Below are 13,738 nucleotides of genomic sequence, written 5' to 3' on the forward strand. Positions count from 1 at the left end.
CACCTACGCGGATCCGCCTTGGGCTTCCGGAATCTCACCAACTACATCGCTAGGTCCTTGCTCGAGAGTGGAGGATTCAAGCCCCGTCTACACCCTCGATTGTGAAGAGCCTCTTTATCCACAGGCGTGCTCTGCGTCGTACACGAGGCTTGCAGGCCCACAGCCCACCAGAGCCAGGGCTTCTGCCTTGGCACGCACGAGAGGCTGTTTCTGCCGGCCCTGTAGACAGGTGGAGGGGAGCGTCTCAGGCGTGGGCCACCTCCATCGCAGTCGGAAGAATCCGCACACGGCAGCCTCGGCAGATATCGCCCAGTGTCTCCTCAGGTCCACCGTCCGCTACAGGACGACCGTCCATCTCAGGCTCACAGCCCTCCTCAGAGGCACCGTCATTCTCAGGGCCGCCGTCATTCTCAGGGCCGCCGCTCTCCTCAGAGCCAAGGCCCGTCGCAGGGACACCGGGCACCGGCCTTCTGAGAGACGGCCCTTCTGTCAGGCCAAGCGTCCGATCACTGCTCTGCCAATCCGTTGACTGCCTCCAGGCCGGCAGGAGTCACGTGACTGGCTTACCCAGACTCGACGATCAGCCTGCCGACGACGTGTCCACCAGTGGCCTCCTACCGGCGCGAGGCATCTATCCGCTCGGCCCGGCAGGGGATCACCGCGTACTGCCCACACTCTCCGCCGTTGCCGTCCCGCCGCTGATAACGCCCCCTCGCCTCCCCACCTGCGCCTGCACGTTGCTTCACATGCCCCGCAGGCACAGTGTCACTGCCAGGTTTCACGTGAAACAGAATCGGCCCGGACATCTGAGCGATGTCCGGGCCGATTCTCCGCTACAGGATCAAGCGGATCCGGTTGCCTTCAGTCGAGTGGAACAGGTGCTCCTCGCTTCGCGATCTCCGCGGCGGCCTCGCGGTAGGCGGCCGCGCCCACCGAGGACGGGTCGTAGGTGAGCACTGTCTGCTGATAGCTCGGCGCCTCAGAGATGCGGACGTTGCGTGGAATGGCCGTCTGCAGCAGCTCCTTGGGGAAGTGCTCCCGCACCTCCTCCGCCACCTGCACCGCCAGGTTCGTGCGGGAGTCGAACATCGTCAGCAGGATCGTCGTCAGCTGCAGCCGCGGGTTCAGATGCTTCTGGATCATCTGCACGTTCTTCAGCAACTGGGACAGACCCTCGAGCGCGTAGTACTCCGCCTGGATCGGAATGAGAACCTCCACCGCGGCCACGAAGGCGTTCACGGTCAGAAGGCCCAGGGACGGCGGGCAGTCGATGAACACGTAGTCCAGACGCTCCTGTCCCTGCTCCTCACGCCACGCGAAGTAACGGTCCAGGGCCTTGGCCAGCCGCTGCTCGCGGGCCACCAAGGAGACCAGTTCGATCTCCGCGCCTGCGAGCTCAATGGTCGCGGGGACCACCTGCAGGTTGTCCACATCTGGGGCGTCCTGCACAACGTCGTGGATCTCCATCTCGTCCAGGAGCACATCGTAGACCGACGCCACCTCGGAGGAGTGAGGCACGTTGAGCGCGGTCGACGCGTTGCCCTGGGGATCGATGTCGACGACCATCACACGCATGCCTGCCCGCGCCATCGCGGCGGCCAGGTTGACGGTGGTGGTGGTCTTGCCGACGCCGCCCTTCTGATTGGACGTCGTGAACACGCGGGTGCGGTCCGGACGGCTGAGCCGCTGACGCTGCAGGCGATTCCCGGACGCGGCGGCGCCCTTCTTCCCGCCCTTGCCGGACCAGCGCTCACGCAACGCCTTGAATGCGCCGGAGCGCTCCTCGTTCTCCTGGGCCATGCGGTTCATCCTCCCCGGGCGGCCGCACCGCCCTGGACTTCTGGTCTTCGGTCCTCCCGACGGCGGCCGGCCGGCTCAGCGGCGAGCGCGCCGCGGCACGACGCGCACCACGGTGGTCGGCTCCGGGAGCACGTCGCCGCCGACGGTGAGGATCTCCGGTTCTCCACAACTGTACTTGCGCAGCGCCTTGGCGGCAGCGGTGATCTCGTTCGCCGCGCTGCGGCCCTTGATGGCCAGCAGCTCGCCCCCGCCCTTCAGCAGCGGCATGGTCAGCGGCAGCAGGGACTTCAGTGCGGACACGGCACGCGCGGTCACGATGTCCACATCGAGGTTCCCGCCAACCTGCTCGGAACGGCCGCGGATGATGTCCACGTTCTCCAACCCCAGGTCGTCCACGACCATGTCCAGCCAGTCCACCCGCCGCTCGAGCGGCTCGATGAGCAGGAACTGGCAGTCGGGTCGGGCCAGGGCCAGGCACAGGCCCGGCAGGCCGGCCCCGGAGCCCACGTCGGCCACGAGGGCGCCCTCCGGCAACAGGTCCGCCACGATCGCACAGTTCATCACGTGGCGTTCCCACAGCCGTGGGACCTCACGGGGACCGATGAGCCCCCACTCGATGCCTGTGGAGGACAGGTGCTCCACGTAGCGCTCGGCCAACGGCAGGGCGTCGCCGAAGATCTGGTCCGCGGCGGCGCCCAGCTCTGCAGGCAGCGGGGGAGCGGGCTGGGCGACGGCCTCCGGAGCCGGGGCCTTGCCGACCTGTGCCTCCGGGGTGCCTGGACGCGGGTCAGTCATCGGCGGAGATCACCACGTGACGGTGCGGGCCCTCGCCCTCGGACTCCGAGACGAGGCCGGCGTCGGCCACCACGTCGTGGACGATCTTGCGCTCATAGGCACCCATGGGCTCCAGATGCACCGGGCCCTTGCCGTCCTTGACCTCGGCCACGGCCCTGTCGGCGATCGTGCGCAGCTCGGCGCCACGGCGGGTGCGGTACCCGGCCACATCGAGGATCAGGCGGGAGCGGTGGCCTGTGGAGGCGAGCACGGCCAGGCGGACGAGCTCCTGCAGGGACTCGAGGGTCTTGCCGTTGCGGCCGACCAGGTCCTGCAGCGCCTCGTCACCCTCGTCGGCGATGACGGACACGTAGGTGCGGCCGTCACGGACCTCGATGTCGATGTCGCCGTCGAGGTCGGCGATGTCCAGCAGCTCCTCCACGTAGTCGGCCGCGACGTCGCCCTCCTCCTCGAGGCGCTCGGCGGCGGTGGCACGCGGGCGGGCGTCGGCCTGCTCGGACGTCTGCTCCACGGCGGCGTCGGCCTGCTCGGACGTCTGCTCCACGGCGACGTCGGCCTGCTCGGACGTCTGCTCCACGGCGACGTCGGCCTGCTCGCCCTGCTGCTCGACGTTCTGAACGTCAGGGGTGTTCTGCTCGCTCATGCTCACTTCTTCCTGCGGTTCTTACGCTGGGGCTGACGGCGCTGGCCGGCACGCTCCACACGCTGGGCCTCCGCCTCCTCACGGGCCTTCTGCTCCTGCAGTGCCTTGCCCACCGGCGGCAGCCCCTTGGCGGCGCGACGCTCGTTGAGCTCACGCTCGGCCAGGGAGCCCGGGGTCGGGTTGTTGCGGATGATCCACCACTGCTGACCCACAGCCCACATGTTCGAGTAGGTCCAGTACAGGAGCACGCCGATCGGGAAGTTGATGCCGCCGATGCCGAAGATCAGGGGCATGCCGTACAGCATGATCTGCTGGGTCTGAGCCATCGGACCGGACAGCTGGCTGTCGGTCATGTTCTTCGTCATCAGCATCTTCTGCATGTAGAACATGAGGCCGGACATCAGCAGGATCAGGAAGATCGCGACGACGATGACGTTCAGGTTGAAATGGGAACCGGTCGAGCCCAGGAAGGTGTCCGACATCTGGGCGCCGAAGATCTCGGAGGACTCGAAGGAGCGGATCTGGTCCGCGGACAGGGCGTGCATGCCCTCGCCGGACTCGGCCGCACCGCGGGCACCGATGAGCACCTGGTAGAGGGCGAAGAAGAACGGCATCTGCACCAGCAGCGGCAGGCACGCGGCGAACGGGTTCGCCTTGTGCTCCTTCATGAGGGCCTGCTGTTCCATCGCCATGGCCTGGCGGGACAGCTGGTCCTTCTTGCCCTTGTACTTGGCCTGCAGCTTCTGCAGCTCCGGCTGCATGGCCTGCATGGCGCGCTGGGCCTTGATCTGCTTCACGAAGATCGGGATCAGCAGGGTGCGGATCAGGATCACGAGAAGCAGGATGGACAGTGCCCAGGTCCAGCCCGAGTCCGACGGCATGCCGATGAATCCCAGGACGGTGTGGAAGGCGCCCAGGATCCACGACATCAGCCAGCGGAACGGGAGAAGGATCGCTTCGAAGAAGCCCATGGTGTCAGTCCTCCTGCGGGGGATCTGGTGGGAGGGGAGGGTGGTTCAGGTGGATGATGCGCGGAAGGTCTTCCTCCGCCCAGCATCGGTGCCCGGGAGGCACGGGGTCGATGCCGCCGTCGTTCCAGGGATGGCAGCGTGCGAGCCTGCGGGCCGTCAGCCAGGTCCCCTTCACCGCGCCGTGCACGGTCACGGACTCGAGTCCGTAGGCCGAGCAGCTCGGGAAGAAGCGGCAGACGTCCCCGTACAGGGGCGAGATCAGCAGCCGGTACGCCTTGAGCAGCCAGCCGAGCACGGTCGAGGGCAGTGCGCGCAGCCACCCCCATTCACGGGCCGGCTCGAGCACCACGTAGGGCGACAGCGTGCGGGCCCCGCTCATGCGGCTCCGTCCGCGGTGCACTTGCGGAAGGCCTGGCGCAGGGCGCCGGCGAGGTCCTTCTCCAGCGTGGCGTAGTCCGCCTCGGCGGCCGCCGGCAGTGCGCGCACCTGGATGAGCAGGGGCTGTCCCTCCAGAGGGGGACGCCGCATCTGCTCGGCCATGATCGCGCGCAGACGGCGCTTCACCCGGTTGCGCACCACCGCGACTCCGACCGCTTTGGACACGACGAACCCGGCCCGTGGGTGCCGAGGTGTGCTCGGACCCCCGGACCGGGTGTCGTTCGGGTCGGCCGTCGCGGTGACGACCAGGCTCCGGCGCCCTGCGCGGGCACCGGTCCGCCGGATGTGCTGGAAGTCTGCCGCCGTCCGGACCCGTCGGTCACGAGGCAGCACGACGCTCGCCGGAGCGGCTGCGCCGCGCTCAGGCGGACAGCGCGGCGCGACCCTTGCCGCGGCGGGCAGACAGGATGGCGCGGCCGGCACGGGTGCGCATGCGGGCGCGGAAGCCGTGCTTGCGGGCGCGACGACGGTTGTTGGGCTGGAAAGTGCGCTTGGTCACTGTGATCTCTCCACGTGTTGTGTTGGCGCCGACCGTTGACCTGCGACGCTGCATGCAGGAGGGAAGTCCGGGCGGGGCTTTGACATGAAATCCCCGGCGGGCACGGCACAGCCGTCCCGGGGGACCTGGCTACTCTAGTCACGCCTTCTGCCCCGGTCAAGCGGACGTCGGTGCCCAGCACCGTCCCTCCTGCGGGCCGTCTGGCTCCGCGCGCCGGGCTGCCGCAGACACGCCCGGTCCACAGTTCCCACAGGCCACAGGCGCACGACGGCGGCCGCTCACCTCCGTCTGTCCACAGCACCTCCCCGAGTTGTCCACCGTCTGTGCACAAGCCTGTGGACAACGACTAGACTCGAGCGGAACGTGCATGCCGACAGGGCCTTCGCCCGGCCGGCATGCCTGTTGCTTCCGCCTTCCGCCCCGGCGCCCGTCCGGTGCACTGAAAGGACTCCTCCGGTGTCTGATCCCGCCGTCTCCGACTCCTGGTCCCAGGTCACCTCCGCCCTGGAGGAGGACTCCCGCGTCACGCCGCGCCAGATGGGGCACGTGTACCTGGCCAGCCCGCAGGGCCTGATCGGCAACACCCTCCTGCTGGCGGTGCCGAACGAGACCACGCGCGAGACACTGCAGGGACCGCAGGTCTCCGGTGCGCTGACCGACGCGTTGACCGCGGTGTTCGGCCACGAGGTGCTGCTGGCGATCTCGATCGACTCCTCCCTGAACGCCCCCACCCCGCCGCGCTCGGCGGACGCCGCGTCCTCGCGCGCCCAGCTGCCTGCCGAGGACCTGGACGTGGACGCCCGTCGTCCGGCCTCCGAGCGCACCCGCCACCACGAGCCCTCCTCCCCGTCCGCCCACGGCCAGGATGAAAAGCGCTCCGAGGCGACCGGGCCGTCGTCGGCCGACCGCGGACGCGACGAGCACCGCCAGGACCGCCCGGACAGCCGGCCGGTCGCCGGTGCGGGCGCGCCGACCCCCGGCCCGCCGTCCACGTCCACCGAGACCAGCCGACTCAACGAGCGGTACCACTTCGACTCGTTCGTGATCGGCTCGTCCAACCGCTTCGCCCACGCAGCCGCCAACGCGGTGGCCGAGGCGCCGGCGAAGGCGTACAACCCGCTGTTCATCTACGGCGAGTCCGGCCTGGGCAAGACCCACCTGCTGCACGCGATCGGGCACTACGCCCGGCGCCTCTACCCGGGCCTGAGGGTGCGGTACGTGAACTCGGAGGAGTTCACCAACGACTTCATCAACTCCATCCGCCACGACGAGGGCGCCTCGTTCAAGCAGGTCTACCGCAACGTGGACATCCTGCTGATCGACGACATCCAGTTCCTGGCGGACAAGGAGGCGACGGTCGAGGAGTTCTTCCACACCTTCAACACGCTCTACAACAACAACAAGCAAGTCGTGATCACCTCCGACCTGCCGCCGAAGCAGCTCTCCGGGTTCGAGGAGCGCCTGCGCTCGCGCTTCGAGTGGGGCCTGATCACGGACATCCAGCCGCCGGACCTCGAGACCCGCATCGCCATCCTCCGCAAGAAGGCGGAGGCCGAGGGCCTCTTCGCCCCGCCGGAGGTGCTCGAGTACATCGCCTCCCGGATCTCCACGAACATCCGCGAGCTCGAGGGCGCCCTCATCCGCGTCACCGCGTTCGCGTCCCTGAACCGCCAGGACGTGGACATCCAACTGGCCGAGCACGTGCTCAAGGACCTCATCACGGACGACGACGTCCACGAGATCACGCCGGAGCTGATCCTCCACGCCACCGCGGAGTACTTCGACCTGACCATGGACGAACTGACCAGCAAGTCCCGCACCCGCACGCTGGTCACCGCCCGCCAGATCGCGATGTACCTGCTGCGCGAGCTGACCGAGATGTCCCTGCCGAAGATCGGCCAGGAGCTGGGCGGCCGCGACCACACCACCGTGATCCACGCCGACCGCAAGATCCGCGAGCTCATGGCCGAGCGCCGCACGATCTACAACCAGGTCACCGAGCTGACCAACGAGATCAAGCGCAAGCAGCGCGGCCACTGACCGGCCGGCCGCCGCGCTCCGGGCCCCGTCGACGTCGTTCGGCGGGGCCCGACGCATGTCCGAGAACCCTGAACCGGCGGTCAAAGGATCGTCCACATTGTCCACCCCTGTGGAGAACTCTGTGGAGAAGGGGTCTGCATGTGGACAGCCGCGAGGGCGTGGAATCGGCCCGCCCAGGCCGCTGCGACGATGATCCGCAGGGTGGGGAACCGGCGCTCCACGGCACTGGGGAATGACACGGATGTCATTCGGATCTCCACACTCGTCCACACGTTTCCACAGGCTTCAGGAGCCGAGAACCGCGGAATCATGCGGACGCAGATCACACCTGTGGAGAAGAATGTGGACACGATCGGGACAAATGACATCGGACTCTGGACAAATCCGGGCGAGGCTGTGCAGAAGGGGTCGGGGGCCGTCGTCGGGAATCCACGGGACACCCACACCCCGAACGGAGAGGATCCACCGCCGGACCCACAGGAGGATCGGCACGGACCCTGGGCGAGGACGGGTTCTCCACAGAATCCACACGTGCTGACACTCCTACTCACCTCTGGGACATCTCTCCGTCGAGCAACATCCAGGCCCCTGCGCACCGGCCGGACACCACATGTGCCCTTCCTCCCCGCACAGCCCCATCCCTGACCTGACAGCGAGCGCACGCACCCCCTATGCTGATCAACGCGTCTTCCCACCCGCGCGCCGTTGACCCGTGTGCGCATCGTTCGGACGTAGAATCCCGGCTTCCTCACGGCCGCTGCGGATTCGCCCCCGTGTGTACACCGGCCTGACCGAGAGGCCAGAGAGGCAGTGCAGAGCTCGTGAAGTTCACCGTCGAACGCGACATCCTCACGGATGCCGTCTCCTGGACCGCCCGCTCCCTCTCCCCGCGCCCGCCGGTGCCGGTGCTCTCCGGCCTGCTCATCACCGCCGAGGCCGGCCTCGTCTCCATCGCGAGCTTCGACTACGAGACCTCGGCGCGCCTGGACATCGAGGCGGACATCGAGACCGAGGGACAGGTCCTCGTCTCCGGCCGCCTGCTCAACGACATCGTCCGCTCGCTCCCGGCCGCTCCGGTGACGCTCGAGCTGGACGGCGGCAAGGTGCTCGTCACCTGCAAGTCCTCCCGCTTCTCCCTGGCCACCATGCCGGTCGGCGAGTACCCGGCCCTCCCGGAGCTGCCGGAGGTCGCCGGCACCGTGGACGGCGCCGCCTTCGCCCACGCCGTGCACCAGGTCACCGTGGCCGCCTCGAAGGACGATACTCTCCCGATCCTCACGGCCGTGAAGGTCGAGATCGAGGGCGACACGATGACCTTCCTGGCCACCGACCGCTACCGCCTGGCCATGAAGGAGATCACCTGGACCCCGGCCGACCCGTCGGTGTCCACCTCCCTGCTGGTCAAGGCCCGCACCCTCACCGAGGTCGCCAAGTCGCTCGGCGGCGCCGGCAGCCTCGAACTGCGCTTCGCCGACGGCGTGGACCTGGTCGGCTTCGCCTCCGCGGGCCGACGCACCACCTCCGTGCTGGTCGACGGCGAGTACCCGAAGATCCGCTCCCTGTTCCCGGAGTCCAGCCCGATCCACGCCACCGTGGACACCGCGGCCCTGGTCGAGGCCTCCCGCCGCGTGGCCCTCGTGGCCGAGCGCAACTCCGCGCTGCGCATGGTCTTCAGCGCCGGCTCCGTCACCCTGGACGCCGGCACCGGGGACGACGCCTCCGCCAACGAGGAGCTGCCCTGCACCCTGGACGGCGAGGAGATCACGGTCGCCTTCAACCCGTCCTACCTGTCCGAGGGGCTGTCCGTGGTGGACCAGCCGCAGGTGCGGTTCTCCTTCACCACCGCCCCGAAGCCCGCGCTGCTCACCGGCGTGGCCGAGAAGGACGGCGCCGTCTCCGACTACCGGTACCTGGTGATGCCGGTCCGTCTGACCTGACCGGGACCGGACACCGCCTCACGTGTACCTCTCGCAGCTGACGGTCGCGGACTTCCGCTCGTACCGGTCCGCTCACCTGACCCTGTCCCCCGGCGCCACCGTGCTGGTCGGCGCCAACGGCGTCGGCAAGACGAACCTCGTGGAGGCCGTCGGCTACCTCGGCTCGCACACCTCGCACCGCGTCAGCCAGGACGCCCCGCTGGTCCGCTTCGGCCAGGACCGCGCCAGGATCGGCGCGCGCATCCACCGCGGCTCACGCGCGGTGGCGCTGGAGCTGGAGATCCTGCCGGGCCGCTCCAACCGCGTGGCCGTCAACCGCGGCGCCCCCGTCCGCGCCCGTGAGGGCCTCGGCATCCTGCGCACCGTGGTCTTCGCCCCCGAGGACCTGGCGCTCGTGACCCAGGACCCGGGCGGCCGCCGCCGCTTCCTGGACCAGCTCATGGTCCAGCTGCGCCCCGCCCTCGGCGAGGCCGCCGCGGACTATGAGCGGGTCCTGCGTCAGCGCAACGCCCTGCTCAAGACCGCCCGGCAGCAGGGTCGCTGGGGCCCGGAGGAGGAGGCGACCCTCGCCGTCTGGGACGAGCACCTCTCCATGGCCGGCGCCCGCCTGCTCAACGGCCGGCTCCACGTCCTGCAGCTGCTCGCCGCACCGTTGCGCGAGATGTACGCCGCGCTGACCAACGGCTCGAAGCCGGCCACGTTCGCCTACGAGTCCACCGTCCCCGGTGTCTCCGGCACCCACCAGCAGGTGCCGTCCGTCCAACAGATCGCCGCCGCCATGCGGCAGGCCCTCGAGGATGCCCACGAGCAGGAGCGTGCCCGCGCCCTCACCCTGGTGGGGCCGCACCGGGACGAGCTCGCCCTGTTCCTCGGCCCTGCCCCGGCCCGCGGCTTCGCGTCCCACGGCGAGACCTGGTCCCTTGCGCTGGCGCTGCGCCTGGCCAGCTACGACGTGCTCGTCGCCGACGACCCCGACCCCGACGCCCGGCCCGTCCTCATCCTCGACGACGTTTTCGCCGAGCTCGACGCCGCCCGCCGCGGCCGGCTGGCCGGCCTCGTCTCGCGCGCCGAGCAGGTGCTGCTCACCGCCGCCGCGGTGGAGGACATCCCGGAGGAGCTGCATGCCGTGCGCGTGCTCGTCCGCCAGGACGCGGACGGCTCCGAGACCGTGGCCGAGGCCGCGGACCGTCCGCTGCCGGTGGAGGGGGACATCCGCCGGGCCCGGATGGACCCGGAGATTCCCGACGACGGCCCCTCGCCTGCCGCGGAAGGGGGCGCTCGCGATGGCTGACGAGCCGGCGGAGACCTCCACGGGCGTCCCCGGCCAGGACGAGGACCGCCCGGACCTGGCCATGATCCAGCTGCGCCGGGTGCGGGACGCCGCCATGGAGCGCGGCGAGGCCCGCCTCACCGGCCGGCCCGGCCGCTCAGCCGGCAGCCGCACCGAGCAGCGCGTGGCGGAGCTGAAGGCCAAGCGCCGGCGCAGCGGCCCGAAGGCCGACGACCGGGACCCTGCCGTGGTCGGCGACGTCTTCGGCCGCCTCATCCGGGACCGCGGCTGGTCCACCCCGGTGGCCGTCGGCTCCGTGCTCACCCGCTGGGCCGAGCTGGTCGGCCCGGACATCGCCCAGCACTGCCGGCCCGAGAGCTTCGAGAACTCCGTGGTGCGGGTGCGCACGAGCTCCACCGCCTGGGCGACCCAGCTGCGCCTGATGGGACCGATGCTGCTGGCCCGCTTCGACCAGGAGCTCGGCACCGGCGTGGTCACGCGCATCGACGTGGCCGGTCCTCAGGCGCCCAGCTGGAAGAAGGGTCCCCGCAGCGTCCGTGGCCGTGGGCCGCGTGACACCTACGGGTGAGCCTGCCCGAGTCTCCGGGGGCCGGCCGGCGGAGGTGCGTGCCGTCGTCGGGACGACGGGCGGCAGACCCGCCGCGCACCGGAAGGGCCGAGGGCCGAAGTGCCAGGCGGCGCTCTGAGCGCCGATCGGACCCGGAGGCGATACGGCCCCCATACCGAGGGCCGACAGGACCTCCACGGCGGCGTCCACGGCCTGCTGCAGGGCATTCGGAGCCGATCCACCCGCGCAGATTCCGTGGAACGGCACCCGAATCCCGTAGAATGGACCAGAATGCCGCCCTCGGTGCGCCGAGGGCCGTTGCCGCCCGTGTCCGGGCCGATAAACCTACGCGCGCGTACGCACGCGTTGGGCGCGGCTGTCACTCGACGCCCGCGGCGGCAGACGACGTGACGAGACCGAGGAGTCAAGAGCACCCGTGAACGACGCACATTCCGACGCGCCCGCCGAGGATCCTCAGGACGTGACCCCCGCGGAGGCCGTCGAGGCCGCCGCACCGCCACAGACGGCACCGGCCGAGACCAGGGACCGCAAGGTCCCCGGCGACTACGGCGCCTCCGCCATCACCGTGCTGGAGGGCCTCGAGGCCGTCCGCAAGCGCCCGGGAATGTACATCGGCTCCACGGGCCCCCGGGGTCTGCACCACCTCGTGTACGAGGTCGTGGACAACTCCGTGGACGAGGCCATGGCCGGCTACGCCTCCGAGATCACCGTGACCCTCCAGGAGGACGGCGGCGTCCGCGTCGAGGACGACGGCCGCGGCATCCCGGTGGACATGCACCCGACCGAGGGCAGGCCCACCCTCGAGGTGGTCATGACGATCCTCCACGCCGGCGGCAAGTTCGGCGGCGGCGGCTACGCCGTCTCCGGCGGCCTCCACGGCGTCGGCATCTCCGTGGTGAACGCGCTCTCGAAGCGGGTGGACACGGAGGTCCGCCGTCAGGGCCATGTCTGGCGCATGTCCTTCGCCGACGGCGGCGTGCCCCAGGGCGACCTGGTCAAGGGCGAGCAGACCGAGGCCACCGGCACCGTCCAGACGTTCTACGCCGACCCCGAGATCTTCGAGTCGGTCGAGTTCGACTACGAGACGCTGCGTGCCCGGTTCCAGCAGATGGCCTTCCTCAACAAGGGCCTGAAGATCACCCTGGTGGACGAACGCGAGATCGAGGAGAACCAGGTCCTCGAGGACGAGGTCGTGGCCGAGGGCACCGCCGAGGACGCGTCCACGGACGAGACTGGCATCGACGTCGACGAGCAGGCGACCCCCAAGCGCCGCGAGGTCACCTACCTCTACGAGAACGGCCTGCTCGACTACGTGGAGCACCTGAACTCGAAGAAGAAGGTCGAGTACATCCACGAGGACGTCATCGCCTTCGAGACCGAGGACACCGACCGCAAGATCGCCCTCGAGATCGCCATGCAGTGGACCACCGCCTACTCCGAGTCGGTCCACACCTACGCCAACGCGATCAACACCCACGAGGGCGGCACCCACGAGGAGGGCTTCCGCGCCGCCCTCACCTCCCTGATCAACCGCTACGCCCGCGAGAAGGAGATCCTCAAGCCCAAGGAGGAGAACCTCACCGGAGACGACATCCGCGAGGGCCTGACCGCGGTCGTCTCGGTGAAGCTCGCCGAGCCGCAGTTCGAGGGACAGACCAAGACGAAGCTCGGCAACTCCGAGGCACGGGGCTTCGTGCACGGGGTGGTCACCGACCACCTCGGCGACTGGCTCGAGCGCAACCCGGGTCCGGCCAAGGACATCATCCGCAAGGCCATCATGGCCTCGCACGCCCGCATGGCCGCCCGCAAGGCCCGCGACAACGCCCGCCGCAAGTCTCCGCTGGAGTCCTTCGGCATGCCCGGCAAGCTTGCCGACTGCTCGTCCAAGGACCCGAAGCGCTGCGAGGTCTACATCGTGGAGGGCGACTCCGCGGGCGGCTCCGCCAAGCGCGGCCGCAACCCGGAGACCCAGGCCGTCCTCCCGCTGCGCGGCAAGATCCTGAACGTGGAGCGCGCCCGCCTGGACAAGGCCCTCGGCAACGCCGAGGTCCAGTCCATGATCACGGCGTTCGGCACGAACATCGGCGAGGAGTTCGACATCTCCAAGCTGCGCTACCACAAGATCGTGCTCATGGCCGATGCGGACGTGGACGGCCAGCACATCACCACCCTGCTGCTCACCGTGCTGTTCCGGTACATGCGCCCGCTCATCGAGGCCGGCCACGTGTTCCTCGCGCAGCCGCCGCTGTACCGCATCAAGTGGTCCAACGCCCCGCACGACTACGTGTTCTCCGACGCCGAGCGCGACGCCGCCCTCGAAGCCGGCCAGGCCAAGGGCTGGCGCCTTCCCAAGGACACCGGCATCCAGCGCTACAAGGGCCTGGGCGAGATGGACTACAACGAGCTGTGGGACACCACCATGGACCCGGAGCACCGCACCCTGCTCCAGGTCACCATGGACGACGCCGCCGCCGCGGACCAGGTGTTCTCCATGCTCATGGGCGAGGACGTCGAGTCCCGCCGCGGCTTCATCCAGCAGAACGCCAAGGACGTGCGCTTCCTGGACATCTGATCTTCGTCCTCCCGCGGCCGCCGCCGGTGGCCGCGGGAACGGACACCCCACCCCGTCCGACGGGGGGCAACAGGCCCCCGGACGACCTGAGCTGACGAGGACGAGAGGACCCGCGTGAGCGACGAGACCACCCCGGAGAACCCGCAGAACCCGGAGGAGAACGACCAGACGCAGCAGGCGAGCG

Annotated in this window: 12 protein-coding genes; 5 read left to right on the forward strand and 7 right to left on the reverse strand. The window is 69.6% G+C overall.

All coding sequences use genetic code 11. The features are described 5' to 3' along the window. Positions 1 to 861: 861 nt before the first annotated feature. From FM125_RS11120 to rpmH, 7 genes are all read right to left on the reverse strand, one after another. Positions 862 to 1,800 carry a ParA family protein gene (locus FM125_RS11120; protein ID WP_070639615.1) on the reverse strand — a complete coding sequence of 313 codons (939 nt, stop codon included), beginning with the start codon at positions 1,798 to 1,800 and terminating at the stop codon, positions 862 to 864. A 75-nt stretch (positions 1,801 to 1,875) separates the two neighbouring features. Next, positions 1,876 to 2,595, reverse strand: coding sequence for a 16S rRNA (guanine(527)-N(7))-methyltransferase RsmG (gene rsmG / locus FM125_RS11125; protein ID WP_087134673.1), 720 nt, complete (start codon positions 2,593 to 2,595; stop codon positions 1,876 to 1,878). Beyond that, positions 2,588 to 3,238, reverse strand: a complete 651-nt coding sequence (locus tag FM125_RS11130) for a Jag family protein (RefSeq protein ID WP_180525533.1) — start codon at positions 3,236 to 3,238, stop codon at positions 2,588 to 2,590. Before FM125_RS11130 ends, rsmG begins: the two co-directional genes overlap by 8 nt. 2 nt (positions 3,239 to 3,240) lie before the next feature. After that, positions 3,241 to 4,209, reverse strand: a complete 969-nt coding sequence (gene yidC, locus FM125_RS11135; RefSeq protein ID WP_067192049.1) for a membrane protein insertase YidC — start codon at positions 4,207 to 4,209, stop codon at positions 3,241 to 3,243. A gap of 4 nt (positions 4,210 to 4,213) precedes the next feature. Then, positions 4,214 to 4,588 (reverse strand): membrane protein insertion efficiency factor YidD, encoded by a 375-nt coding sequence (gene yidD, locus FM125_RS11140; RefSeq protein ID WP_067192053.1) that lies wholly within the window; start codon positions 4,586 to 4,588, stop codon positions 4,214 to 4,216. Continuing rightward, entirely contained in the window at positions 4,585 to 4,980 is a 396-nt protein-coding gene (gene rnpA, locus FM125_RS11145) for a ribonuclease P protein component (protein ID WP_087134674.1), read from the reverse strand. Before rnpA ends, yidD begins: the two co-directional genes overlap by 4 nt. A 28-nt stretch (positions 4,981 to 5,008) precedes the next feature. Further along, complete coding sequence (rpmH, locus tag FM125_RS11150) at positions 5,009 to 5,146, reverse strand: 50S ribosomal protein L34 (RefSeq protein WP_067192059.1); 138 nt, start codon at positions 5,144 to 5,146, stop codon at positions 5,009 to 5,011. 504 nt (positions 5,147 to 5,650) lie between these two features. Between rpmH and dnaA the strand changes: the two genes are divergently transcribed. The 5 genes from dnaA to gyrB all read left to right on the forward strand — a co-directional run bounded on the left by dnaA (position 5,651) and on the right by gyrB (position 13,554). Then, on the forward strand, positions 5,651 to 7,186 hold the full coding sequence (dnaA, locus tag FM125_RS11155; protein ID WP_425435840.1) for a chromosomal replication initiator protein DnaA: 1,536 nt from the start codon (positions 5,651 to 5,653) through the stop codon (positions 7,184 to 7,186). An 821-nt stretch (positions 7,187 to 8,007) separates the two neighbouring features. Further along, complete coding sequence (gene dnaN / locus FM125_RS11160) at positions 8,008 to 9,123, forward strand: DNA polymerase III subunit beta (protein ID WP_087134676.1); 1,116 nt, start codon at positions 8,008 to 8,010, stop codon at positions 9,121 to 9,123. 22 nt (positions 9,124 to 9,145) lie between these two features. Further along, the gene (gene recF, locus FM125_RS11165) at positions 9,146 to 10,414 is read left to right on the forward strand and encodes a DNA replication/repair protein RecF (protein ID WP_087134677.1); all 1,269 of its coding nucleotides are present in this window, start codon (positions 9,146 to 9,148) and stop codon (positions 10,412 to 10,414) included. Then, positions 10,407 to 10,982: a DciA family protein gene (locus tag FM125_RS11170; protein WP_067192068.1), complete on the forward strand. Its 576-nt coding sequence runs from the start codon at positions 10,407 to 10,409 to the stop codon at positions 10,980 to 10,982. Before recF ends, FM125_RS11170 begins: the two co-directional genes overlap by 8 nt. A 415-nt stretch (positions 10,983 to 11,397) precedes the next feature. Further along, positions 11,398 to 13,554 (forward strand): DNA topoisomerase (ATP-hydrolyzing) subunit B, encoded by a 2,157-nt coding sequence (gene gyrB / locus FM125_RS11175; RefSeq protein WP_425435837.1) that lies wholly within the window; start codon positions 11,398 to 11,400, stop codon positions 13,552 to 13,554. Positions 13,555 to 13,738: the final 184 nt, after the last annotated feature.

The organism is Micrococcus lylae (assembly GCF_900163825.1).
In the GTDB taxonomy this organism is placed as follows: domain Bacteria; phylum Actinomycetota; class Actinomycetes; order Actinomycetales; family Micrococcaceae; genus Micrococcus; species Micrococcus lylae.